At 61.0% G+C, this 21,805-nt stretch carries 21 protein-coding genes and 2 tRNA genes; 14 read left to right on the top strand and 9 right to left on the bottom strand.

What is annotated here, in order from left to right:
• Positions 1–54: 54 nt before the first annotated feature.
• The 3 genes from BKX98_RS04940 to aceE all read right to left on the bottom strand — a co-directional run bounded on the left by BKX98_RS04940 (position 55) and on the right by aceE (position 5,265).
• Entirely contained in the window at positions 55–978 is a 924-nt protein-coding gene (locus BKX98_RS04940) for an ACP S-malonyltransferase (RefSeq protein ID WP_073706318.1), read from the bottom strand.
• A gap of 176 nt (positions 979–1,154) precedes the next feature.
• Complete coding sequence (locus BKX98_RS04935) at positions 1,155–2,366, bottom strand: CdaR family transcriptional regulator (protein ID WP_038991520.1); 1,212 nt, start codon at positions 2,364–2,366, stop codon at positions 1,155–1,157.
• A gap of 154 nt (positions 2,367–2,520) precedes the next feature.
• Entirely contained in the window at positions 2,521–5,265 is a 2,745-nt protein-coding gene (aceE, locus tag BKX98_RS04930; RefSeq protein ID WP_073706317.1) for a pyruvate dehydrogenase (acetyl-transferring), homodimeric type, read from the bottom strand.
• A gap of 362 nt (positions 5,266–5,627) precedes the next feature.
• Between aceE and BKX98_RS04925 the strand changes: the two genes are divergently transcribed.
• The 3 genes from BKX98_RS04925 to BKX98_RS04915 all read left to right on the top strand — a co-directional run bounded on the left by BKX98_RS04925 (position 5,628) and on the right by BKX98_RS04915 (position 6,687).
• A complete protein-coding gene (locus tag BKX98_RS04925) occupies positions 5,628–6,044 on the top strand; it encodes a DUF3052 domain-containing protein (protein WP_038991524.1) in 417 nt (138 codons plus the stop codon).
• Positions 6,044–6,496: a redoxin domain-containing protein gene (locus BKX98_RS04920; protein WP_073706316.1), complete on the top strand. Its 453-nt coding sequence runs from the start codon at positions 6,044–6,046 to the stop codon at positions 6,494–6,496. Before BKX98_RS04925 ends, BKX98_RS04920 begins: the two co-directional genes overlap by 1 nt.
• 115 nt (positions 6,497–6,611) lie before the next feature.
• A tRNA-Val gene (locus BKX98_RS04915) sits at positions 6,612–6,687 on the top strand.
• Positions 6,688–6,737: 50 nt separating this feature from the next.
• On the opposite strand, the gene BKX98_RS04910 is transcribed toward BKX98_RS04915, so the two are convergent.
• On the bottom strand, positions 6,738–7,187 hold the full coding sequence (locus BKX98_RS04910; protein ID WP_073706315.1) for a hypothetical protein: 450 nt from the start codon (positions 7,185–7,187) through the stop codon (positions 6,738–6,740).
• 191 nt (positions 7,188–7,378) lie between these two features.
• On the opposite strand from BKX98_RS04910, the gene BKX98_RS04905 reads away from it, so the two are divergent.
• The 4 genes from BKX98_RS04905 to BKX98_RS04890 all read left to right on the top strand — a co-directional run bounded on the left by BKX98_RS04905 (position 7,379) and on the right by BKX98_RS04890 (position 11,021).
• A tRNA-Val gene (locus tag BKX98_RS04905) sits at positions 7,379–7,454 on the top strand.
• Between the two features lie 110 nt (positions 7,455–7,564).
• Positions 7,565–8,173 (top strand): bifunctional 2-polyprenyl-6-hydroxyphenol methylase/3-demethylubiquinol 3-O-methyltransferase UbiG, encoded by a 609-nt coding sequence (locus BKX98_RS04900; protein ID WP_073706314.1) that lies wholly within the window; start codon positions 7,565–7,567, stop codon positions 8,171–8,173.
• A gap of 407 nt (positions 8,174–8,580) precedes the next feature.
• Entirely contained in the window at positions 8,581–9,750 is a 1,170-nt protein-coding gene (gene argE, locus BKX98_RS04895; RefSeq protein ID WP_073706313.1) for an acetylornithine deacetylase, read from the top strand.
• Complete coding sequence (locus BKX98_RS04890) at positions 9,747–11,021, top strand: MFS transporter (protein ID WP_038991536.1); 1,275 nt, start codon at positions 9,747–9,749, stop codon at positions 11,019–11,021. The genes argE and BKX98_RS04890 overlap by 4 nt, the downstream gene beginning before the upstream one ends.
• Positions 11,022–11,109: 88 nt before the next feature.
• Here BKX98_RS04890 and BKX98_RS04885 read toward each other — a convergent pair whose 3' ends face one another.
• Positions 11,110–11,799: a hemolysin III family protein gene (locus BKX98_RS04885; protein WP_073706312.1), complete on the bottom strand. Its 690-nt coding sequence runs from the start codon at positions 11,797–11,799 to the stop codon at positions 11,110–11,112.
• Between the two features lie 111 nt (positions 11,800–11,910).
• Between BKX98_RS04885 and BKX98_RS04880 the strand changes: the two genes are divergently transcribed.
• Positions 11,911–12,843 carry a zeta toxin family protein gene (locus BKX98_RS04880; RefSeq protein ID WP_073706311.1) on the top strand — a complete coding sequence of 311 codons (933 nt, stop codon included), beginning with the start codon at positions 11,911–11,913 and terminating at the stop codon, positions 12,841–12,843.
• A gap of 92 nt (positions 12,844–12,935) precedes the next feature.
• Here BKX98_RS04880 and BKX98_RS04875 read toward each other — a convergent pair whose 3' ends face one another.
• Positions 12,936–13,196, bottom strand: a complete 261-nt coding sequence (locus BKX98_RS04875) for a GlsB/YeaQ/YmgE family stress response membrane protein (RefSeq protein ID WP_066138115.1) — start codon at positions 13,194–13,196, stop codon at positions 12,936–12,938.
• Between the two features lie 320 nt (positions 13,197–13,516).
• Between BKX98_RS04875 and BKX98_RS04870 the strand changes: the two genes are divergently transcribed.
• The 3 genes from BKX98_RS04870 to BKX98_RS04860 all read left to right on the top strand — a co-directional run bounded on the left by BKX98_RS04870 (position 13,517) and on the right by BKX98_RS04860 (position 16,406).
• Complete coding sequence (locus BKX98_RS04870; protein ID WP_073706310.1) at positions 13,517–14,050, top strand: gluconokinase; 534 nt, start codon at positions 13,517–13,519, stop codon at positions 14,048–14,050.
• Between the two features lie 53 nt (positions 14,051–14,103).
• Positions 14,104–15,519 carry a GntP family permease gene (locus BKX98_RS04865; protein WP_073706309.1) on the top strand — a complete coding sequence of 472 codons (1,416 nt, stop codon included), beginning with the start codon at positions 14,104–14,106 and terminating at the stop codon, positions 15,517–15,519.
• A gap of 284 nt (positions 15,520–15,803) precedes the next feature.
• Positions 15,804–16,406: a hypothetical protein gene (locus BKX98_RS04860; RefSeq protein ID WP_143181022.1), complete on the top strand. Its 603-nt coding sequence runs from the start codon at positions 15,804–15,806 to the stop codon at positions 16,404–16,406.
• Between the two features lie 102 nt (positions 16,407–16,508).
• Here BKX98_RS04860 and BKX98_RS04855 read toward each other — a convergent pair whose 3' ends face one another.
• Positions 16,509–17,243 carry a FadR/GntR family transcriptional regulator gene (locus BKX98_RS04855; RefSeq protein ID WP_038990947.1) on the bottom strand — a complete coding sequence of 245 codons (735 nt, stop codon included), beginning with the start codon at positions 17,241–17,243 and terminating at the stop codon, positions 16,509–16,511.
• A 209-nt stretch (positions 17,244–17,452) separates the two neighbouring features.
• On the opposite strand from BKX98_RS04855, the gene gndA reads away from it, so the two are divergent.
• Positions 17,453–18,892 (top strand): NADP-dependent phosphogluconate dehydrogenase, encoded by a 1,440-nt coding sequence (gndA, locus tag BKX98_RS04850; RefSeq protein ID WP_038990948.1) that lies wholly within the window; start codon positions 17,453–17,455, stop codon positions 18,890–18,892.
• Between the two features lie 153 nt (positions 18,893–19,045).
• Here the strand turns inward: gndA and BKX98_RS04845 are convergent, their stop codons facing one another.
• The gene (locus tag BKX98_RS04845; RefSeq protein ID WP_073706307.1) at positions 19,046–19,564 is read right to left on the bottom strand and encodes a maleylpyruvate isomerase; all 519 of its coding nucleotides are present in this window, start codon (positions 19,562–19,564) and stop codon (positions 19,046–19,048) included.
• 96 nt (positions 19,565–19,660) lie between these two features.
• Positions 19,661–20,239 (bottom strand): TetR/AcrR family transcriptional regulator, encoded by a 579-nt coding sequence (locus BKX98_RS04840; RefSeq protein ID WP_073706468.1) that lies wholly within the window; start codon positions 20,237–20,239, stop codon positions 19,661–19,663.
• A 92-nt stretch (positions 20,240–20,331) separates the two neighbouring features.
• Between BKX98_RS04840 and BKX98_RS04835 the strand changes: the two genes are divergently transcribed.
• Complete coding sequence (locus BKX98_RS04835; RefSeq protein ID WP_073706306.1) at positions 20,332–20,724, top strand: DUF1304 domain-containing protein; 393 nt, start codon at positions 20,332–20,334, stop codon at positions 20,722–20,724.
• Positions 20,725–20,775: 51 nt separating this feature from the next.
• Positions 20,776–21,786 (top strand): NADP-dependent oxidoreductase, encoded by a 1,011-nt coding sequence (locus BKX98_RS04830; protein ID WP_073706305.1) that lies wholly within the window; start codon positions 20,776–20,778, stop codon positions 21,784–21,786.
• Positions 21,787–21,805: the final 19 nt, after the last annotated feature.

The following is a 21,805-nucleotide window of genomic DNA, read 5'->3' as shown; positions in this document are numbered from 1 at the left end:
GGGGCAGGCAACATGACGTTCCCGGCGAGCACAATCTTCGAATGGCGCACCAGCCTAGTTGGCGGTGTGCTCGGCGATAAACGCCTTGGCTGCTTCCAGATCCGCGGGGCTCTTCACTGCCAGGGTCTTCACGCCCTTCAGGCCGCGGCGGGCCAAGCCCACCAGGGTTCCGGCCGGTGCCAGTTCCAGCACGCCGGTCACGCCAGCCTCGGCCAGGGACTGCATGCACAGGTCCCAGCGGACCGGGCGGGAGACCTGGGCGACCAGCGAATCGAGATTTGCCTGGCCATCGGCTACGGCCTGGCCATCGAAGTTCGAGAGCAGCGATGCCGAAGGGTTCTTCGGGGTGATGGTATCGGCCAGTTCCTGCAGGGTGCCGACTGCTGGCTGCATGTGCGCGGTGTGGAATGCGCCGGCAACCTTCAGCGGGATCACGCGCGCCTTGGCTGGCGGGTTCTCGCCCAGGGCAGCGAGCTGCTCCAGGGTGCCTGCGGCCACGGTCTGGCCGCCGCCGTTGGCATTGGCAGGGGTCAGTCCCAGCTCGTCGAGCTTGGCCAGGACTTCCTCGGGATCTCCGCCGAGCACGGCGGCCATGCCGGTCGGGGTGGCGGCTGCGGCCTCGGCCATGGCGTTGGCGCGCACCTTCACGAAATTCATGGCGTCAGCCTCGTCGAGCGCGCCGGCCAATGCCGAAGCGGTGATTTCGCCAACGGAGTGACCGGCAACGATGGCACCGGCAGGAAGCGATTCGCCGAAGAGCGCACGCGCGGTGACCAGGCCAGCGGCGACGATCAGCGGCTGGGCGACGGCAGTGTCCTTGATGGTCTCTTCATCGGAGGTGGTGCCGTGGGCGGTGAGGTCGCGCTCGGTGATCGAGCTGAGCGCCTGCAGATGCTCGGCAACGCCATGGACGTCGAGCCATTCGGTAAGGAAACCTGGGGTCTGGGAGCCCTGTCCGGGGCAAACGATTGCTAACACTCTTACAGCTTTCCAAATGTTGGGAGCTTTTGGCGCTTCTTTTGAGTACCAAGCTCGAGGTGACTGTTTGTAGGATCTCCACAAAAGCCTAGCGTATCCAGAAGCTGAATTCCGCGGTAATGCGCGATCAACACGGAAATATCCGTCATGGCTGCCCGGCGTTCTTTGGGTGAAGCCTACAAGTTCGATTCGTGGAGCCGGCCGAAAAGCAATGCGGTTTGCAGCACGAAGGCATCGCGGGGAACCAGCGGATCCCAGCCGGTGACTTCGCTGACCCGCTTGAGCCGGTAGCGCACCGTGTTCGCATGGACGAACAGCTCGCGGGCGGTGCCTTCCAGCGAGTGGCCGAGGGCCAAGTAGCTGGAGAGCGTTTCGGCCAGGCCGTTGGATGCCTGCTGCAGCGGCAGATAGACCTGCTCCACCAGTGCCGTGCGGGCCAGCTCGTCGCCGTTGCAGGCGCGTTCTGGCCACAAGTCATCGGCACTGACTGGATTCGGTGCCTGCGGCCAAGCCCTGGCGGCACTGAATCCGGCCACGGCCGCGGCCGCGGCGTGGTGCATTTCCTTGACCGTCGGGGCCAGAGGGGAGTAGACCAGCGGGCCGGGACCGAAGAACCGGGTCAGCCGGCTCAGGTCGGCTTCCTCGAATTTGGTGTCCGAGAGCATCAGCACCGAGCGGTCGCCAAGCACGCCCACCAGGGAGTCGCGCGAGTAGCGGATGGCCATGCGGCGCAGCGCCGAGACGAAGGTTGCCGGGTTGGACGAAGGGGTGGTTCCGACCAGGATGCGGATGTTCTTCTGCGACTTCCAGCCGATGGCGGCAATGCGCGAGGAGAGCGAGTCGTGGGCTTCGCCGTGCAGCACCGCGTCGACCACATGCGCCTCCAGGCGCGAGTCCCAGGCCCCGCGGGTTTCCGCGGCGCGGGCGTAGACATCGGCGGCGGCAAAGGCGACCTCGCGAGAATAGCGCAGCACGGCTTCGCGGAGGGCTGCCTGCTCGTGTTCGGCGGCGATGTCCGGCACCTGGGATTCGACCACTTCCACAATGGTGCGCAGCAGGCCCAGGGCCTTCTGCAGGGAGATGGACCTGGTCAGCTCCGTGGGGGCGGCGCCAAAGACATCGGTGACCACCCAGGAAGGGGTGGAGGAAGGGTCTTCGTACCAGGTCACGAACGTGGAGATGCCCTTCTGGGCGATGAGTCCCAGGGCGGCGCGCTCGTTGGGCGCCAGCGAGCGGTACCAGGGCAGCTGCTGGTCCAGGTATTTCAGTGCTGCGGTGGACAGCACGCCGATATGGCTCTTGAGTCGCTTGAGCGTTTCACTGCTGGGTGCCTGGGATCGGCTGGGACGGTTCTTCGGAGCTGCGGCGGCATCCATGTCAGGACTCATGGTTTCCAGCTTAGTTTCTTTTCCGCTCCCGTGCCCGGCACTGCAAGTGAAGCCGGGGTTAAATGAACCGGCCGCCCGGCAACGAAGAATCCTCGTTGCCGGGCGGCCGGCCGGGCCGGTGCCAGATGCTAGTCCAGCGCCGGGAACCCGGATGCTAGGCGTCGCCGCCAGCGTTGCCGGACTTGCCGGCGTTCGGGTTGTTCAGATCGTACTTTGCGTGCGCCTTCACTGCGGTGTCCGCAGGGATTTCGCCTCGCTCAACCAGCGACTGCAAGGTCTGCACGACCAGCGAGTGCGCATCGATCTTGAAGAAGCGGCGGGCTGCCGCACGGGTGTCCGAGAAGCCGAAGCCGTCAGCGCCCAGGGTGTGGAACTCGCCTGGCACGTATGGGCGCAGCTGCTCAGGAACGGCGCGCATGTAGTCGGTGGTCGCGATGACCGGGCCCGGGGTGGACTCCAGCTTCGAGGTCACGTACGGGGTGCGGCGCGGCTTCGACGGATCCACGAGCATCTCGGCGTCGGCGCGCTGGCCGTCGCGGGCCAGTTCGTTCCACGAGGTGACCGACCAGACATCGGCGGAGACACCCCACTCCTCGGCCAGGATGGACTGCGCTTCCAGTGCCCATGGCACGGCCACGCCCGAAGCCAGAAGCTGTGCGCGCGGGCCGTCGGTGGTAGCTTCCTTGAGCAGGTGGATGCCCTTGATGATGCCTTCGACGTCGACGTTCTCCGGCTCAGCTGGCTGGCTGATCGGCTCGTTGTACACAGTCAGGTAGTACATCACGTTCGGATCGGCGTGGGTTCCGCCGTACATGCGCTCCAGGCCGGATCGCATGATGTGGCCGATTTCGTAGCCGTAGGCCGGATCGTAGGTGATCACCGACGGGTTGGTCGACGCCAGGATCGGCGAGTGGCCGTCGGCGTGCTGCAGGCCCTCACCGGTCAGGGTGGTGCGGCCGGCGGTGGCGCCGATGATGAAGCCACGGGTCATCTGGTCCCCGGCGGCCCAGAACTGGTCGCCGGTGCGCTGGAAGCCGAACATCGAGTAGAACACGTAGATCGGGATCAGCGGCTCGTCGTGGGTCGAGTAGCTGGTGCCGGCAGCGGTGAACGCGGCGACGGCGCCGGCCTCGTTGATGCCCGGGTGGATCAGCTGGCCCTGAGGGGATTCCTTGTAGGCCAGCACCAGGTCGCGGTCCACGGACAGGTAGTTCTGGCCACCTGGGTTGTAGATCTTCGCGGTCGGGAAGAACGAGTCCATGCCGAAGGTGCGGGACTCATCCGGAACGATCGGCACGATGCGGTGGCCGAATTCCTTGTCGCGCATCAGGTCCTTGAGCAGGCGAACGAAGGCCATGGTGGTGGCCGCCTGCTGCTTGCCCGAGCCGCGCTTGGCGATCGCGTAGGTCTTTTCGCCTGGCAGGGCCAGCTTCTTCGAGGTTTCCTGGCGGCGGGTAGGCACCGAACCGCCCAGGGCCGCACGGCGCTCCATCATGTACTTGTACTCGGCCGAATCCTCGGCTGGGCGGTAGTACGGAGGAGTGTACAGGTCGGCTTCGAGCTGCTCGTCGGTGATCGGGATGCGCAGGTGATCACGGAACTTCTTCAAGTCTTCCATGGTCAGCTTCTTCATCTGGTGGGTCGCGTTGCGAGCCTCGAAGTGCGAACCCAGGCCGTAGCCCTTGACGGTCTTCGCCAGGATGACGGTCGGCTTGCCCTTGAACTCCACGGCAGCCTTGTAGGCGGCGTAGACCTTGTGGTAGTCGTGGCCGCCGCGCTTCAGGTTCCAGATCTCGTCGTCGGTCATGTCGGCAACCAATTCCTTGGTTTCCGGACGCTGGCCGAAGAAGTGCTCGCGGACGAACGCGCCGGACTCGGCCTTGTAGGTCTGGTAGTCGCCATCCGGGGTCTGGTTCATGATGTCAACCAGGGCGTTGGTCTTGTCTGCTTCGAGCAGGGCATCCCACTCGCGGCCCCAAGTGACCTTGATGACATTCCAGCCGGCACCGCGGAAGAAGGCTTCCAGTTCCTGCATGATCTTGCCGTTGCCGCGAACCGGGCCATCGAGTCGCTGCAGGTTGCAGTTGATGACGAAGTTCAGGTTGTCCAGCTTCTCGTTGGCGGCCAGCTGCAGGAAGCCGCGCGACTCCGGCTCGTCCATTTCGCCATCACCCAGGAAGGCCCAGACCTGCTGGTCCGAGGTGTCCTTGATGCCGCGGTTGTGCAGGTAGCGGTTCAGCTGCGCCTGGTAGATGGCGTTGGCCGGGCCGATGCCCATCGACACGGTCGGGAATTCCCAGAAGTCAGGCAGGGAGCGCGGGTGCGGGTAGGAAGGAAGCGCGTGGCCTTCCTTCGACTTCTCCTGGCGGAACCCGTCCATGTCCTCCTCGGACAGGCGGCCTTCGAGGAAGGCGCGGGCGTACATGCCCGGCGAAGCGTGGCCCTGGAAGAAGACCTGGTCGCCGCCGCCTGGGTGGTCCTTGCCGCGGAAGAAGTGGTTGAAACCTACTTCATACAGGGTCGCTGCACCAGCGTAGGTGGAGATGTGTCCGCCAACGCCGATATTAGGGTTCTGCGCGCGGTGCACCATGATGGCGGCATTCCAGCGCATGAAGGCGCGGTAGCGGCGCTCGATGGCCTCATCGCCTGGGAATTCTGGTTCCTGGTCTACAGGAATGGTGTTCACGTAGTCGGTGGTGGTCACGTGCGGCACGCCCACGGACTTGGCACCTGCGCGCTGCAGCAGCGAACGGATAATGAACTGGGCACGCTCGGTGCCCTGGGTTTCTACGAGGGAGTCAAACGAGTCCATCCATTCCTGAGTTTCCTCAGGATCCCGATCGGACAGCTGGTAAGTCAACCCGCTACGGATCTGGGAGATGTGTTCCTCTACAGCCACTGAAGCTCCTTGATTGAATTGCGGCTCCGACGCTGTGCAGTTTTGCGCTGCGGTGCACCGGTATTGGGACAACGGGTGCAGTAACACTGGAATGATGTGCACTGCCGGTTCATATGCAACTCTAGTGTCAAAAGATCATCTTTGGAGTCGAGATTTCGAGCAAAAACCGCTTTAAAGCAGACATTTAAAGTGACTTACGCAACTGTGTATGGTGGCTATCTTCTTTATGCTCATGTCGTTATGGTGTGGGTCACTGGAATCTGGGTTATATTTGTTCGGCGTGTTATCGCTGCAGCGCTTGAATGGAACAGCAAAACCGTGTTTCGTTGGTAGTAACGCTTTGCACCAGCAGGAGGAATGAAGTGAGCGACGCCGTATCGGCAAACTTGGAGCCCGCCAAAAAATTGGGCTTCGCTAATGAAGACCTTATTCAGGAACTGGGTTATGACGATGACGTGGACTACGATCTGCGCGATTCGATTGAGGACCTGATTGGTTCAGAGCTGCTCACCGAAGAGGACCATGACGTTGTCGACGCAGTCATCTACTGGTGGCGTGACGGCGATGGAGATCTTGTTGACGCATTGATGGACGCGCTGAACTGCTTGGATGAGAAGGGTGTCGTTTGGCTGCTCACCCCGAAGCAGGGCCGCGAGGGACATGTATCGCCATCCCTGATCCAGCAGGAGGCCCCATCTGCAGGACTGCACGTAACTACTAGTGAAGGTGTCTCGGAGGATTGGTCCGCAATCCGCCTCGCCCCGCGTAAGAAGAACTAATGATCCAAGCAGGTTTACGCCTGTTCGACTTCTCGCTGGAAAATCAGTACGGCGAAACGATAACCAGTACCGGGCTGTCCAAAGGCCGGGTGCTGGTTGTCTTTTATCCATGGGCGTTTTCACGGGTATGCGGGTCGGAACTGGCGACACTCCAAGAGCACTACGAATTCTTCGAGCGGCATCAGGTGCGCATCGTTGCCATTTCAGTGGACCATAAGTACGCCCTGCGCAATTACGCGCAGTCCCTCGACCTTCAATTCGAGCTGCTGGCCGACTTCTGGCCACACGGGGCAGTGGCCCAACAGGCCGACGCCTTCGATCGCGAACGCGGGGTCGCAACGAGGCTGTCGCTGTACCTGGTCGACGGTGAGGTGCGCGATATTTTCCGCAGCGAGATGACCCAGCCAAGAAGTGTCGAAGACTATAAGGCGGCGGTGGAGCGCAGCTCTTAGCCTGCCGATGGTAACTGTGTTCTGGTTCACTGGAAAAACAGGCTCCTCGATTTGCCTGTGTGCAGATACCTGTGTAGAGTTATTCCTCGTTGGCTTGCAAAAGCGAACATGGTAAGGGCCTTTAGCTCAGCTGGTAGAGCGTCACGTTTACACCGTGAATGTCATCGGTTCGATCCCGGTAGGGCCCACCAAATAAGAATCCTCGATCCTTTCCGGATCGAGGATTTTTGTCGTCGGCAGATTATTTTGCCAGTCGGACGATGCTCGTGGTGCCCAAGATGCTGGCTTCGTAGGATATTTCATTCTCGGTGAAGGTGAACTCCTTGGTGTCGCTGCCCGAGGCCATCATGGCGTTTTCAGTGGCCTTCTTATCGCGCTTGGAGGTCCAGGTGTAGGGTTCGGTTGCATTCACGGGTGCCTCGAAGCTGCCAACCCAGTACAGCGATTTGGTATCACCATTATTCATCACCCAGTTGATGGTGATGATGTCGTTGTCGATCACCGCTTCCTGGTATGAGTCATCGTCCATGGAGTTGCTTTGCGTCCAGGTCCCGGTCAGGTCGGCAGGTTCTGGTACCACATATTCGGCGGACGGGGACTGAGGTGCCGCATTGGTTCCGCTGGGCTTCGAAGCGCAGCCGGAAATGAGCAGACCTGGGGCAAGGGTGGCGATTGCGAATTTCTTGTTCATGCAGTCATCCTCTCCCGTGCTTGCGACAGAATGGAAAAATGGTTCTAGAGGTTGCCTCGCGGGTGACGCTCGGCACTCTTTCGGCAAAACGTCCATATCAAGTTGCCAAGTCAGTTCGGGATGCAGTAGATTATTACTTGTTGCAGCGGAGGGATGAAAGAAAGCAATTTCCGAGTTCACCCATTGCAGGAGGGCCTTTAGCTCAGCTGGTAGAGCGTCACGTTTACACCGTGAATGTCATCGGTTCGATCCCGGTAGGGCCCACCACAACGAAGACCGTTTCAATCACTTTTCACAGTGATTGAAACGGTCTCTTCTCGTTTTCTGGACGTGGCCGTCGAATCGCCGAAGTCCGCTGAAGGTGCGAAACTGGATTCATGACTGCACCAGAAGAAAACCTTTGGCTCGCCACCGTGCGCAAGAACCCGGACCACTCGCAGAACTTCGCCCAGCGCTGGCGCACGCTTGCCGCCGAAGGCCAGGATATTTTCGGAGAAGCACGCGCCGTTGACGCAATGGTTGCCCGCGGCAGCAGGATCCTGGATGCCGGATGCGGAACCGGGCGCATCGGCGGCTGGCTTTCCGAGCAAGGACACCATGTCGTGGGCGTCGACCTCGACCCGCACCTCATCGATGTTGCGCGAATGGACTACCCCAAGGCCCAATGGCAGGTCGGGAACCTGGCTGACTTCACCGTCGATGTTGAAGCGGGGCAGAAGCAGGAATTCGATCTGATTGTCTCCGCAGGCAATGTTGTCACTTTCCTTTCCGAGTCCGAACGCCTTCCAGCATTGCAGCAGCTGCGTGAGCACTTGGCGTTGGACGGGCGCATGATCATCGGCTTCGGTTCCGGGCGCGGGTATGAGTTCGATGACTTCGGATCCGATGCCATAGAGGCGGGGTTGGTAATTCAGCAAAGCTATTCGACTTGGAACTTCCATTTGCCGGCCGACGATTTCCTAGTGGCCGTGCTCGGACGCAAATAGCGGTAAGCAGGTAACAGTCCTGCAGGATAGAGCGCTATGCGCCCATATGACGTTCACGGGCCCGTGCCGAAGCCTTGGCCAGTGGGCTCAGCCGTTCTCCGGAATATCCGGGCATCATTCTGCGCAGAGAACAAAATAGGCCTGTTACTGAATATGTGAAAATGGACAAGGCCCTGGAGAGGCTGAGTCCGGTCACCTGAATTGCGCTGACCTGTGCTGGGCGGGCCGTCTTCGGAGGCTGCCGCGGCAAGCTTCGCTCATTCATCGCTGCGGTCATGTCCTATCTGCGTGGAGCCGGCATTATTCGCAACTAGCCAGAAAGCCATTCTGCGAAATTTTTCTAGGCGGAGCAGGGCCACTGTGGAACTATGAGTCCATAGCGTTATTGCCTAGAACCAGGAGCTGAGATGACCGCGCCCAGCGAAGCAAGCATGAAGGAAATCCACGAGCTCATCGCCGTGGACACCACGAGCCGCGACAGCAACCTCCCACTGATCGAGAATGTGGTGAAGAAGCTGGACGCCTACGGCATCAGCTCCCAGCTGATCCACAACGACGAAGGCACCAAAGCCAACCTGCTGGCCACCATCCCCGCGGCCGATGGGACGCGCACCGGCGGCATCGTGCTCTCCGGGCACACCGACGTGGTGCCGGTGGACGGCCAGGACTGGAGCAGTGATCCGTTCGATGCACAGGTGCGCGACGGCAAGCTCTATGGCCGCGGCACCTGCGACATGAAGGGCTACCTCGGGGTGATCCTCGCCAAGCTGGACCAGCTCACCAGTGCCAAGCTTGCCGAGCCAATCCACCTGGCGTTGTCCTACGACGAAGAAGTCGGCTGCGTCGGCGCGGTGTCGCTGGTGCAGAAGATCGTTGACCAGAACCTGGCACCGCGCGGATGCTTCGTGGGGGAGCCATCGAGCATGAGGGCCATCCGCGGGCACAAGTCGATGAACGTTTTCCGTGCCGAGTTCAACGGTGTCGCCGCCCACTCCTCGCTGCCATCCGAAGGCGTCAACGCCATTTCCTACGCGCTGCGCTTCGCGAATTTCGTCGAAGAAGTATCAGCCGAGCTGCGCAGCGATGGTCCGCGCGATCAATCCTTCATCGAACCGACCACTACCATGAACGTGAACAAGTTCGACGGCGGCATCGCCGTGAACACCATTCCTTCGCAGGCAGTGGTCCACTTCGAATACCGCTCGCTGGCGGTAGTGGACCGCGAGGCGCTCACCGGACGCTTCCGCGACGAAGCGGCCAAGCTGGAGGTCGAAATGCGCGAGCAGAACCCCGCCTGCTCAGTGAAGTTCGCCCAGCAGGCAGGAGCTCCGGGCCTGGATACCGCACCCGATGAAGAAATCGTGTCCTTCGCCGCCTCCTGCGGAGCCATTGCCACCGATGAAAAGGTCACCTATGGCACCGAAGCCGGGCTGTTCGCGGCGGCAGGCATTCCCACCGTGGTGTGCGGTCCCGGCGATATCGCCCAGGCACACGCTCCGGACGAGTACATCGAGCTGGAGCAGATCGTAGCCTGCGAGAACTTCATTGATTCGCTGATTGCAAAGGCCAGCTCATGAGCACCGGAGCAGTGGCTACGCCAGAACAGATCGCCAAGGCCCGCAAGGCCGTCATCTCCAGTTCCATCGGCGCGGCCCTTGAATGGTTTGACATCATTGTCTATGCCACCTTTGCAACCACGATCGCCAAGGTGTTCTATCCGGAATCCGATGGCACGTTCGCGCTGATTCTCACCTTCGCCACCTTCGCGATTTCCTACGTGATCAGGCCCTTGGGCGGCATGGTGCTGGGCAGCTATGCCGACCGCAAGGGGCGCAAGAGCGCACTGACCCTGACGCTGGGGTTGATGATGCTCGGAACGCTGATCATGGCCGTGGCGCCGCCCTATGAAGTGGCGGGCGTGGCGGGTGCCTTGATCATCCTGCTCTCGCGATTGATCCAAGGATTCTCCGCCGGTGGCGAGTTCGGCACGGCCACGGCGTTCCTGATTGAAACGGCACCGCATAAGAAAGCGTTCTACTCTTCGTGGCAAGTCGCCAGCCAGGGTGCGTCCATGCTGCTGGCCTCGGCCTTCGGCTATTTCCTGACCACGGGCTTGAGCCAGGAAGCCCTGGAGAGCTGGGGCTGGCGCGTGCCGTTCTTCGTTGGCCTGCTGATCGGGCCGGTCGGCCTGTACATTCGCGCAAAGCTGGAGGAAACCGAGGAGTTCATTTCCACGGCCAAGGAGAAATCGCCGCTGGGCACGCTGTTTGCCCAGCACTACGGACGCGTGCTCGCCGCGGTGGCAACCATTGGCGTGGCCACGATTTCGGTGTACATGATCCTGTACATGCCGACCTTCGCCGTCACGAACCTGAAGATCCCCGCCGATGCAGCCTTCCTGGGTGGAATCTCGGCGGGCATCATCACGCTGTGCGGTGTTCCGCTGGTGGGCCATCTGGCCGACCGGATCGGCCCGGCAAGGGTGATGACCTATGCGGCAGTGGCAGCGTTCGTGCTGGCCTACCCGTTGTTCAAGCTGATGACTTCGAAGCCGAGCGTCATCGTGATGGTGATCGTGATTGCGGTGCTTGGTGTGATCATGTCCTTCTACTTCGGCCCGCTGCCGGCGTTGCTCTCAAACCTCTTCCCGGCTGCGATCCGCGGTTCGGGCCTGTCGGTGGCGTACAACGTGGGCGTAACCCTCTTGGGCGGCATCGCCCCGCTGGTGCTGACCTGGCTGCTTGACGTGACCGGGTCGCTGGATGCGCCCAGCCTGTACTACATGGCGATTGCCGTGATCTCGCTGCTCGGACTGGTTGTCGTGCGCAAGCGCTACGGCCAGCGGTAGCCAGCACAGTAGCGGATGCATAAAAGCGAATGCCGCAAGCTTTGTGGCGAGGCTTGCGGCGATCGCTTTTAACAACTGGCCGGTACGGCTACAGGGCCACGAGAAGCACTGCCGTCCAATGGCAGAGGAAGGCCATGACGGTGCAGGCGTGGAAGAGCTCATGGAAACCGAAGACCTTGGGCAGGGGATTAGGCCGCTTGGTGGCGTAGAACACCGCACCAACCGTATATGCCACGCCTCCTGCAAGAATCAGGATCATTACCGCGAGGTTCGCTGCCCAGAATGCTGGCAGCTGCATCAAGGCGCCCCAACCGAGCAGGATGTAGAGGCTGACCCCTATCCAGCGCGGTGCAGCTGGCCAGAAGGACTTGATGGCGATCCCGGCCAATGCTCCGGCCCAGATGATCGACAGGACGATGATCGCCTGCCGGCCCGGCAAGGTCAGCGCTGCGACCGGGGTATAGGTGCCGGCGATGAGCAGGAAAATGTTCGCATGGTCGGCTCGGCGGAAGAGGCCCATAACCTTGTCCGTCCAGTTCCCGCGGTGATATAGCGCAGAGGTGCCAAAGAGCAGGATCGAGCAGAGGGCGAAGACGGCGGTGGTCCATTCGGCCAAGCGCCCGTCGGCCAGCACGATCAGCACCAGGTTCATGATGATGATTCCTGGGGTGGACCAGGCGTGGATGAGTCCGCGCCAGCGCGTGCGTTCGGTGCCGATGTGCGCGAAAGTGCGGGCTGCCCGGACTGTGCTTGGAGCGGGGAGTGGTGCGGTAGCCATGAGTCTCCTTTGTATTGTGCGCGGGACGCTGGGCCCGTCATCGAACTATACGGTACTTGGCTGCCCGCGCGCTGGACGGGCGTCGCGCTTATTCCCGATTAGGATTCGAATATGGCAGATAAGTTAGAAATCAGCGAGCACCTGAAGACGATCGCTCAGCTCAATGAGCCCGGCGAAGTGCTGGCTAACGATTCACCGTTCATCTCCGTGCGCAATACTGACTGGTTCGAAGAAGTGGCTCCGGACACGTGGAAGGCCATCGGGGAGCGTGATCTGTTGCATCGGCGGCTGGTCGACGAAGAACTGCGAGTATCGGGCAACGCCAAAGCCGAGCGTCAAGCCATCGTACTTGCAGGGGCTCCGGGAGCCGGCAAGAGCAGTCTGTTGCGAGACCTGCTCGGAGGGCATGAAAACGACTATGCAGTAATCGATGCGGACAAGTTCAAGAAGAAGTTGATGCGGGAAGCGCTAGAAGATGGCACCTACGATAGCTTTTTCAAGCCTCCTGAAGTGAGGAAGCGAGAAGAACTCGGTGAGCAGTTCTTCCCTATGGACATGGCGAGCCTGGTGCATGAGGAATCATCCATGCTTAGTGAAAAACTACGTGCTGCATGCCTAGCGCGAGGACTGAACGCCGTCATTGACAAGGTCCTCGCATCTGAAGAATCAGCGCAGAAGCTGGCTGCCCAACTGCAGGAAGCCGGATACGAAATTCAAGTCGTAGAGGCTTACGCGCCGCAGGATGTCTCAGAAGAACGGATTGTTGAACGTTGGCAGAAGCAACAGGAAACTTCCCTGGACGGCGACGACTACCTTGGTGCGCGCTGGGTCCCCGAAGAATTCACCGAGATGGTTTTCGACGCTCCGGGCCATCGATCCCGGCCAGCCGTCGTTGCCCAGATATTCGCGCGGAACTGCCCATCGGTACTCAGCTATAAGGTGTTCCATACGGCACCTGAAGCGGCAATGGATTCGGATGGGTGTATCCTGCGTCTCGAATTGCGCAGAGAATCCGTTGGGGCTCTGTTAGTGCGGGTGAAATAGCGAAGACAAAAGAAATCCCGCCGGGTAATAGCGAGAACTGTTACCCGGCGGGAAATCTATATCGGTAGGACATATGCCCCGCAGAAAGTGCGTTAAGCCCGTCGCTTGGTGATGAAGCCCCAAATGACTAGCACGATGAGGGCGCCACCAATGGCAAGAAGCCAGCTTGAGATGGAGAAGAACTCATCCACGCCCTCGCCGAAGACTGCGCTTCCGATCCATCCGCCTAGCAGAGCGCCTACGACGCCGAGAATGAGGGTAGCGATCCAGCCGCCACCTTGCTTGCCGGGCAGAATGGCCTTTGCGATCGCTCCGGCAATCAAGCCCAATACGATCCATCCAATGAATCCCATGATTCGCTCCAATGGTCAGACTGTGTAGTGGTCGGGTTCGATCCACTTAAAACGAGACAATACATGGGTTTGAGCAGGTGATCTACGAAAATCGCATCGAAATTCAGGGTTTTCATAGACTTGGTTCAAGCATCGATTGAAGGATTGGCATGATTTCCTGCAAATATACTGGCTGACCAGTGCGTTTGCGTGGACCAAGCAAATTCTCCGCGACATTTGTTGACAGTAGCCCAGCTCACTCTTAGTCTAGTTAAATCATATTTTATGGAACACGAGAATCCATAAGTCATATATTAGTTTGCACGCAACGGAGTGAATGCATGAATCAGCAAGTCCCGCCCATTGTGGTGATGGGTGTTTCGGGCAGCGGCAAAACCACCATCGGCCAACTGCTCGCCGACCGGCTGGAGCATGAATTCATCGATGGCGACAGCTTGCATCCCAAGGCCAACAAGGAAAAAATGGCTGCTGGCCAGGCGCTGGATGACGCAGATCGCGAGCCATGGCTGGAACTGATTGGAACGAAGCTGGCGCAAAGCTATCAGCGCCAGGCGCCGCTGGTGATCGCCTGCTCCGCACTCAAGCGAAGCTACCGGGATCTCATTAGGCGCCTGGCACCGGCGACGGTTTTCATCCACCTGGCCGGTGGCCCGAACTTGATTCGGGATCGGATGACTGCGCGTTCGCACGAGTACATGCCGGCCAGCCTGCTCGACAGCCAGCTGGCCACACTCGAAGTACCGGACCCGGACGAACCGGTGCTCAGTGCCGACATTGCCGATAGCCCAGAGGAGATCGTCAGCCAATTGGCCGCAAAGCTCACTTCGCCGAACGCTCCTCGTGCGGCGCGCTGACGTCAATCCGCAAACCCCCCAAGGCAAAGGCCTCCCATTGATCAAGGAAGACAATGACAAACGAACTTGAACTGAACTGGACGCTGGGCACGCCCGGCCTGCTGCTACTGGCGGTCGCCGCGGTAGCACTGCTGCTGGTGCTGATCATCCGCTTCCGCGTCCATGCGTTCCTGGCACTGGTTCTCACCAGCTTGCTGACCGCCGTAGCGTCGGGCATCCCCGCTGAATCGATCATCACGACACTGACCGGCGGCTTCGGATCGACTTTGGCCAGCGTGGCACTGCTGGTCGGCCTGGGTGCCATGCTCGGACGCATGCTGGAAACCAGCGGCGGTGCCGATGTGATGACCAGCTGGCTGATCTCCAAGTTCGGCGAGAAGCGCGCGCCACTGGCCTTGTCGGTGGCCTCGCTGCTCTTCGGCTTCCCGATCTTCTTTGATGCCGGACTGGTAGTCATGCTGCCGATCATCTTCACTGTGGCCCGCCGCCTGGGCGGTTCGCTGCTGCTCTACGCAATCCCCTCGGCCACCGCATTCTCGGTGATGCACGTATTCGTGCCGCCCCACCCTGGGCCAGTGGCCGCGGCCGGCCTTCTGGAAGCCAACGTCGGGCTCGTGCTGGTGCTCGGCCTGGTCGTCGCGATCCCGACCTGGTTCGTTGCCGGGCATCTGTTCGGAAAGCTTGTCGGCAAGAAGTTCGACATCCCGGTCCCGAATATCCTGGATGCGGCCCTGGGCAATGGGGTATCGAAGGACGAATTCAAGTCCTCGCCGTCGGTGGGCACGGTGTTCAGCCTGTTGCTGCTTCCGTTGCTGCTGATCTTCATGAACACCGGGCTGAACATGCTCGGCACCGCCGGCATCGTGGATCCGGAAACCGCATGGGTGCGCTGGTTGCGCTTGCTCGGCGAGACCCCGGTGGCCCTGCTCAACACCGTGCTGCTGGGTATCTTCCTGCTCGGTTTCCGCAAGGGCAAGGACAAGACGCTGACCGAGACCGTGGTGGACTCGGCGCTGGGCCCGGTCTGCTCGATTATCCTGATCACCGGTGCAGGCGGCATGTTCGGCGGCGTGCTGCGGGCCAGCGGCATCGGCAACGCCATCGCCAGCTCGCTTGAATCGGTGGGCATGCCGCTGATCGTCGCCGGCTTCCTGATTGCTGCCATCGTCCGCCTGGCCCAGGGTTCGGCCACGGTGGCGCTGACTACGGCGGCCGCCATCGTCCAGCCTGCGGTGCTGGCCGATTCCTCGCTGAGCGCCTTCCAGATCGCTGCCATGGTGCTGGCCCTGGCCGCGGGCTCGGTCTTCGCCGGTCACGTCAACGATTCGGGCTTCTGGCTGATCTCGCGCTTCCTGGATCTCGATGTGCCCACGACCTTGAAGGTGTGGACTGTTGGCCAGGCGCTGGTTTCGGTGGTCGGCTTCGCCTGCGTCATGGTGCTCTACGGCCTGGCGACCGCGCTGGCCTAGTATTGACCGATTCGACCCTTGGTCTGGGCTGACTTCCAGGCCAAGGGTCGTTTTTATGCGTCGAAGATGACGTGCAGATTACCGGTGAAGTCGTACTCGTAGAATAATATTAATTTGACGCTTCAATGAAATACTGGTGCTCAGCTCGAGGCTTCATTCCGGAATGAAGACATATAGCTACAGGTGCAGGTTAGAAGTCGTCGTCATCAAATCTCGTCGTGGACCGTGCGTGTCGGGAAGCGTCAATAGCATTAGATCTGCGAAATCTGACTATGGGGGGAATTATGGCGTCAGGTAACAATGCTGCCAGCAACAGCAAGAAGCCATTGGTAATCGGTGTGGCAGTAGCACTGGTCGTGGGGCTTGCTGGTGGAACAGGACTGGGCCTTGCAGTTGCAGATCCAACCAGTTCCAAGCAGTACATCGAACTGTCGGAATCGCTTCAAGCGACTGAAGCTCAACTCGTTGATGTGAAAGGCAATATTGACGAGCGGGAAGCCAACGTGAAAACTCGTGGCGAAGAGCTTGACGCGCGGTCTGGAGAGTTGGACAACCGTTCGTCTGACCTGGATAAACGTGAGAAGAGTGTTGAAGCTGAGTCTGCTGCCGTGCTGGAGCGGGAGACTGCGGTCGGCCTCGTTGAAGAAGAGCAGAAGGCAAAGTCAATTGACGATGGTGTCTACACTGTCGGAACGGACATCGAGCCAGGTGCATATCGTGCGCGGGAAGAAGTGGAAACGAACTGCTTTTGGGGAATCACTAAAGAAGGTAGCAATGGGGAAAACTTCATTGCGGCTGGAAACCCGCTTGGGGGTCGCCCGTCTGTCGTTGTGAAAAAGGGGCAGGTTCTAGAGCTGAGCTCTTGCGGAACCTTCGTGCGTCAGTAAGAGAGAGCCAAAACCGCTGCGGCTGAAGTGACAAGACTCCGCCGGGGCAGCGATGCAGATCGCTGCCCCGGCGGATTCTTCGTGCGATGCGGGGGAGCCCGGCTACTGGGAGCTCTTGGCCGGATCCACGAACAAGCGCGGTGCTCCGTCCCAGAGGCTGCAGATTTCGTTGTGCGTCCGGCGCATGATGCTTTCCATGTTCTTCCGCGCGCTGGCGGCATCCGAATTGGAGATCGCATCGGCGACTGACTGGTGCCAGAGCAGTGCTTCTTCGTGGGGGCGCTCGGGCATCAGGCCCAGTTCGGTGCGGCCACGCAGGATCGCGCCGATCGGGGTGGAGAGGTTCGCGAACATCTCGTTGCCCGAGGCGGCCAGCACCACCGCATGGAATCGGATATCCAGCTCCAGGAATCGCCGCAAATCGCCTTGGCGTCCGTAATGGTTCATCTGCGCGGAGAGCATCATCAGCTCCTTGCGCATCGCTTCGGGGGCGAACTCGGCCGCCAGTTCCGCGGCCATCGGCTCGACGGAAATGCGCAGTTCGGTCAGCGAGCGCAGCTGCGCGCCCTTCTGGTCGCTGGCCAGCCGCCAGCGGATGACATGATCGTCGTAGGGGTTCCAGCTCTCGGCGCCGAGCACTCGAATACCTACCCGCTTGGTGCTGTTGACTAGGCCGCATTGAGCCAGGACCCGGATGGCTTCACGGATCACCGAGCGCGAGACCTGCAGCTTCTGTTCCAGGTCGGCGGCGAGGATAATGGAGCCGCGCGGAATTTGCCCGCTGATAATGCGGGAGCCGAGGTGCTCAACCACATGAGCGTGCAGACTTGTTGCCATGGGGTTCAGTTTAGCCAATGGCCTGCGTCAAATCAGACTAAGGCGAGTCGACCGCCGAAATATATATGCTTTAACTTTTGCGATCCGCTGTAAATCACGGCCCTCGCCCTTGTAGGATGGAATGGTCACGTGGCCGTGAACAGGGATCGTGACTCATCCGGTCTCTGCTTGGCGGTTCAACTCCCCGTAATCGATGGAGACTTATTTTTATGCCTGCACAGATTGGTGTCACAGGTCTGGCCGTCATGGGCGCAAACCTGGCCCGCAACTTCGCTCGCAACGGATACACCGTCGCCCTGCACAACCGCTCGGTCGGCAAGACCGACGCGCTGCTCGAAGCGCATGGCGATGAAGGCGATTTCATTCGCACCGAAAGCCTGGAAGAACTGGTCGCAAACCTCGAAACCCCGCGCCGCGTGCTGATCATGGTCAAGGCCGGCTCTCCGGTGGACTCGGTCATCGACCAGCTGGTGCCGCTGCTTGAAGAGGGCGACGTGGTCATCGACGCCGGCAACTCGCACTATACCGACACCCGCCGCCGCGAAGCCTCCCTGGCCGAGAAAGGTCTGCACTTCGTGGGCATCGGCGTTTCCGGCGGCGAGGAGGGCGCGCTGCTGGGCCCATCGATCATGCCAGGCGGTTCCGCCGAATCATACAAGTCGCTGGGTCCAATGCTGGAGAAGATCTCCGCGAAGGCCGACGACGGCGCACCGTGCTGCGCCTGGATCTCCACCGACGGTGCCGGCCACTTCGTGAAGATGGTCCACAACGGCATCGAGTACGCCGACATGCAGGTCATCGGCGAAGCCTACGACCTGATGCGCAACGCCGCAGGCATCGAGCCGGCCAAGCAGGCAGAGATCTTCAACGAGTGGAACCAGGGCGAGCTGTCCAGCTTCCTGATCGAGATCACAGCCGAAGTATTGGGCCACGTCGATGCTTCCACCGGCAAGCCGCTGGTCGATGTCATCCAGGACTCCGCAGGGCAGAAGGGCACCGGCCGCTGGACCGTGCAGTCCGGCCTGGACATGGGCTCGCCAGTTTCGGCCATTGCCGAATCGGTCTTCGCCCGCTCGCTGTCCTCGCAGCGCGATATCCGCGCTGTGGGCCAGCAGGTGCTGACCGGCGAAACCGCCGAGGTCGCACTGCCGGAGAACTTCGTCGAGGATGTGCGCCAGGCGCTGTTCGCCTCGAAGCTGGTTTCCTACGCCCAGGGCATCGACATGCTCACCTCGGCTGCCGGCGAATACAACTGGGAGCTGAAGCTCGATGAGATCGCCGGCCTGTGGCGCGAGGGCTGCATTATCCGTGCGGCGCTGCTCAAGGACATCACCGCTGCCTACTCGGCCGGCGAGAAGCCTTCGAACCTGCTGTTCGCTCCGGCATTCGCCGAAGCCATCAACAAGGCAGTTCCAGCATGGCGCCGCGTGGTTTCCGTTGCTGTCCAGCTGGGCATCCCTGCGCCGGTGTTCTCCTCGTCGCTGGCCTACTACGATGGCTTGCGCCGCGACCGCCTGCCAGCAGCCCTGACCCAGGGCCTGCGCGACTACTTCGGCGCGCATACCTACCGCCGCACCGATAAGGAAGGCACCTTCCACACGCAGTGGAGCGGTGACCGTACCGAAATCGCAGCCGAGGATACCCACTAATACCGGGATGCCCTTCAATGGCCTGCTCGAACTCGCTGGAGTTCGGGCAGGCCATTTTTGCGCTCGAATGATCATGGATCACCGGAATGTATTCCGCACAGGCGCTGATCGCGACCTAGTGCGGGTACTTGTCCGTCGCGTACCGGTTCGGCTTCAGGGCAGCGACAGCTGTCTGGCATGGAAAGCGAAGTGCAAGCTGGGGTAGGCGTAGACGTCGGCCAAGCTCATGCGCTCATGGAAAAACGGATCCCACCGGCGCGGGAAGTCGACGCAGCGCTGCAGGTCCGCGATGTCTTCTGTTGCCAGCTTGGCCAGGATCGCTGCTTGGGTCCGCTCCAGCCGTGTGCGCATGCGGCGATGGTTGTAGACCGTAGCCGCCGCGCAGGATCCGAGGTAATTCACCGGGTGGAACAGCCGCGTGCCGGAATTGAGCACCGCGCAGAAGGCCGAACGGATCCACGGCGGGCATTTGATCAGCAGGTGCACCAGCGGGATGAGCGCGCGGACCACCATATAGCCGAAGACCATATGGAAGAGCTGCTGCTCGTTGCTCCAGCGGGTGCCTTCGCTGTGCTTGGCCAACGAGCTGCGATCGGCGCCAGACAAGAAGCCAGCCAAGGCAGCGGCATCACGCCGGTAGCTGGCGGCAATTTGTTCTCGAACCTGGTCCATCGGTCATCGCTCCGCGCAAGGAAGTCCCGAGCCCGTTGCCGGGATTCCATGGTAAACCCGTCTTCGCGCAGCGGCACCGTCTAGGAAGATGTGATGCTAGCCCTCCAGCAGGTTCTCCGCGCACTGCAGCAAGCGGACTGCTTCGCCGGGGGAGATGCGCACCAGGGCGAAGGCCGCCACCACGAGCCCGGTAATGGTATCGCTGAGCAGGGCATGGCGTTCGGAGGAGAGCTCAGGGCGAACTGCCTTCAATCCGCGGCCCACGGCGCCATCGAGTTCTTCGCGGTAGGCGGAAATGATGGCAGCGACGTCGTTTTCGGCGGCAATCGGTGCGCTGGCGGTGTTGATCAGCAGGCAGCCGTGGGCTGCCGGCAGGGATTCGGGTTTCGCGAAGGCGGCGGCAAGTCCGCGCAGGTAGTCTTCCAGCGCGTGGGCCGGTACGGCATCCTGGAGCAGTGGACGCAATCGCGGGCGCACGATCTCATTGAGGTAGCTGTCCACCGCTGCGTCGAAGAGGCCGCGCTTGGAGCCGAACGAGTTGTAGATGCTGGAGCGGCTCAGGCCGGTAGCATTTTCAAGCTCGGGAATGGACGTGGCCTCGAAGCCCCGTGACCAGAAGACCGATCGGGCACTCTGGATGACTTTTTCCTTATCGAATGCGGATGTTCGCGCCATCACACCCATCTCCTCTTTTCGTAACGACCATTCCAGTATATATTGAAATGGTCGTTACAGAATAGTTGTTCCCCGCACACCAAGGACGCATCATGATCATCGCCGCGCAGATCCTCGCAACCGCAGCTGCCCTGCTGCACATCTACATCTTCTCGATGGAGTCCCTGACGTGGACCACCGCGAAGACCCGTTCGGTGTTCAAGACTAGCGAGGCCGAAGCCGAAGCGACGCGGGAGATGGCCTTCAACCAGGGGTTCTACAACCTCTTCCTGGCCGTAGCCTCAATTGCAGGCGTGATCGCCTCGGGCCTGGGCCATCTGGCCGTGGGCGCTACCTTGGTCTTCGCCGGAACCGGCTCGATGCTGGCCGCCGCGCTGATCCTGGCACTGGGCAGCCCCGGCAAAGCGAAGCTCGCCATCAAGCAAGGGATTTTGCCATTGCTGGCCATCGTGCTGCTGATCCTTGGCCTGATGCTGGGCAACTAGCAAGACACCGAGAATTCCACACGCTACCGAGACTTGAAAGAACTGGTAACCATGACCAAAGCAACCAGCACGCAGATCCTGCTCGCTTCCCGCCCTTCCGGTTGGCCGACCCAGGAGAACTTCACCGTGCAGACCGTTGAACTGCCGGAGCTGGAAACCGGGGAAATCCGGGTGCGCAACGAGTTCATTTCCGTGGACCCGTACATGCGCGGACGCATGAACGACACCCGCTCCTACATCCCTCCATTCCAGATCGGCGAGCAGATCCTCGGCGGAGCGATCGGCCGGGTCATCGAGACCGCTGACGCGGCCTTCCCGGCAGGCACCCTGGTCCAGCACCAGCTGGGCTGGTCGGACACCGTGCAAGCCGGTTCGTCCAACTTCAAGCCGGCGCCTGATCTGCCCGGGGTATCGTCATCGCTGCGCCTGCACATCCTGGGCATGACGGGTCTGACCGCCTATGTGGGGCTTAGCGCCATCGCGAATCTTGCCGAGGGGGAGACCGTCTTCGTCTCCGGCGCCGCAGGTGCAGTGGGCACTGCTGCCGGGCAGATCGCCAAGCTCATGGGAGCCAAGCGCGTCATCGGTTCGGCCGGCAGCGCCGAGAAGGTTGAACTGCTGACCAGCAAGTACGGCTACGATGCAGCCTTCAACTACAAGGATGGCGACGTGCGCGAGCAGCTAGCCGCCGTGGCTCCCGAGGGCATCGATGTCTTCTTCGACAACGTGGGCGGGGATCACCTCGAAGCCGCCCTGGCAGCTTTCAACGATGGCGGACGCGCAGCCCTGTGCGGCGCCATCGCCAGCTACAACACCACCGAGCCGGCACCGGGACCGCAGAACATGTCCAACCTGATCACCCGCGGACTGAAACTGCAGGGATTCACCCTCTCCAGCTACCTTGATCTCGCCCCGGAATTCGGCGAGCGCATGGGCCAGTGGTTCTCCGAAGGCAAGATCGCCTACGACGAGACAATTGTTGACGGCATCGAGAATACCGTGGACGCCTTCCTGGGCATGATGCGCGGAGCGAACACCGGCAAGATGCTCGTGCGCATCTAGCCTCGGCCACCTGGCGATT

This window comes from Glutamicibacter sp. 0426, from assembly GCF_001906485.1.
Classification (GTDB): domain Bacteria; phylum Actinomycetota; class Actinomycetes; order Actinomycetales; family Micrococcaceae; genus Glutamicibacter; species Glutamicibacter nicotianae.
Note: the sequence above shows the minus strand (reverse complement) of the source record. Positions and strands in the feature narration are given on the sequence as shown.

Bases quoted from the DNA above. Each gene is read 5' to 3' on its own strand.
- BKX98_RS04890 (WP_038991536.1), top strand. From the start codon at position 9,747: ATGAGCACCGGAGCAGTGGCTACGCCAGAACAGATCGCCAAGGCCCGC.
- BKX98_RS04855 (WP_038990947.1), bottom strand. From the start codon at position 17,243: ATGGCAACAAGTCTGCACGCTCATGTGGTTGAGCACCTCGGCTCCCGC.
- BKX98_RS04910 (WP_073706315.1), bottom strand. From the start codon at position 7,187: ATGAACAAGAAATTCGCAATCGCCACCCTTGCCCCAGGTCTGCTCATT.
- BKX98_RS04845 (WP_073706307.1), bottom strand. From the start codon at position 19,564: ATGGACCAGGTTCGAGAACAAATTGCCGCCAGCTACCGGCGTGATGCC.
- argE (WP_073706313.1), top strand. From the start codon at position 8,581: ATGACCGCGCCCAGCGAAGCAAGCATGAAGGAAATCCACGAGCTCATC.
- BKX98_RS04935 (WP_038991520.1), bottom strand. From the start codon at position 2,366: ATGAGTCCTGACATGGATGCCGCCGCAGCTCCGAAGAACCGTCCCAGC.
- BKX98_RS04865 (WP_073706309.1), top strand. From the start codon at position 14,104: ATGACAAACGAACTTGAACTGAACTGGACGCTGGGCACGCCCGGCCTG.
- BKX98_RS04885 (WP_073706312.1), bottom strand. From the start codon at position 11,799: ATGGCTACCGCACCACTCCCCGCTCCAAGCACAGTCCGGGCAGCCCGC.
- BKX98_RS04920 (WP_073706316.1), top strand. From the start codon at position 6,044: ATGATCCAAGCAGGTTTACGCCTGTTCGACTTCTCGCTGGAAAATCAG.
- BKX98_RS04880 (WP_073706311.1), top strand. From the start codon at position 11,911: ATGGCAGATAAGTTAGAAATCAGCGAGCACCTGAAGACGATCGCTCAG.
- BKX98_RS04875 (WP_066138115.1), bottom strand. From the start codon at position 13,196: ATGGGATTCATTGGATGGATCGTATTGGGCTTGATTGCCGGAGCGATC.
- BKX98_RS04835 (WP_073706306.1), top strand. From the start codon at position 20,332: ATGATCATCGCCGCGCAGATCCTCGCAACCGCAGCTGCCCTGCTGCAC.
- BKX98_RS04830 (WP_073706305.1), top strand. From the start codon at position 20,776: ATGACCAAAGCAACCAGCACGCAGATCCTGCTCGCTTCCCGCCCTTCC.
- BKX98_RS04870 (WP_073706310.1), top strand. From the start codon at position 13,517: ATGAATCAGCAAGTCCCGCCCATTGTGGTGATGGGTGTTTCGGGCAGC.
- BKX98_RS04900 (WP_073706314.1), top strand. From the start codon at position 7,565: ATGACTGCACCAGAAGAAAACCTTTGGCTCGCCACCGTGCGCAAGAAC.
- gndA (WP_038990948.1), top strand. From the start codon at position 17,453: ATGCCTGCACAGATTGGTGTCACAGGTCTGGCCGTCATGGGCGCAAAC.
- BKX98_RS04840 (WP_073706468.1), bottom strand. From the start codon at position 20,239: ATGGCGCGAACATCCGCATTCGATAAGGAAAAAGTCATCCAGAGTGCC.
- BKX98_RS04860 (WP_143181022.1), top strand. From the start codon at position 15,804: ATGGCGTCAGGTAACAATGCTGCCAGCAACAGCAAGAAGCCATTGGTA.